Source organism: Saccharothrix sp. ST-888, assembly GCF_000955975.1.
In the GTDB taxonomy this organism is placed as follows: Bacteria; Actinomycetota; Actinomycetes; order Streptomycetales; family Streptomycetaceae; genus Kitasatospora.
In genome coordinates, this window is record NZ_JYJF01000733.1 from 1 (window position 1) to 330 (window position 330).

The following is a 330-nucleotide window of genomic DNA, read 5'->3' on the forward strand; positions in this document are numbered from 1 at the left end:
GACCTGACCACCCGTACGCTCACCGAGGTCATGCGCTTCTACACGCCCGGCCGGCTGCTCACCCGGGTCGCGATGCAGGACACCCTGCTGACCGGGCAGCACATCCCGTAGGGCACCGTGATCGTCTTCAGCCCCTACCTCATCCACCACCCGCCCGACCTGCACCCGGCCCCCCAACGCTTCGACCCGTACCGCTGGCTCCCCGAGCGGCCGCATGCGCTGCCGCGAGCCGCGTACGTCCCCTACGGAATCGGCAGCCGCCCGTGCATCGGCCAGGTCTACGGTATCCCCCACCTCACGCGCGCCCTGGCCGTTATGCTGCGCCTCTGG

At 70.6% G+C, this 330-nt stretch carries 1 protein-coding gene; it reads left to right on the forward strand.

What is annotated here, in order from left to right; translation table 11 throughout:
* Positions 1–117: 117 nt before the first annotated feature.
* Positions 118–330: cytochrome P450 (locus tag UK12_RS34405; RefSeq protein ID WP_045307156.1), on the forward strand; the 213-nt coding region annotated here is incomplete at its 3' end.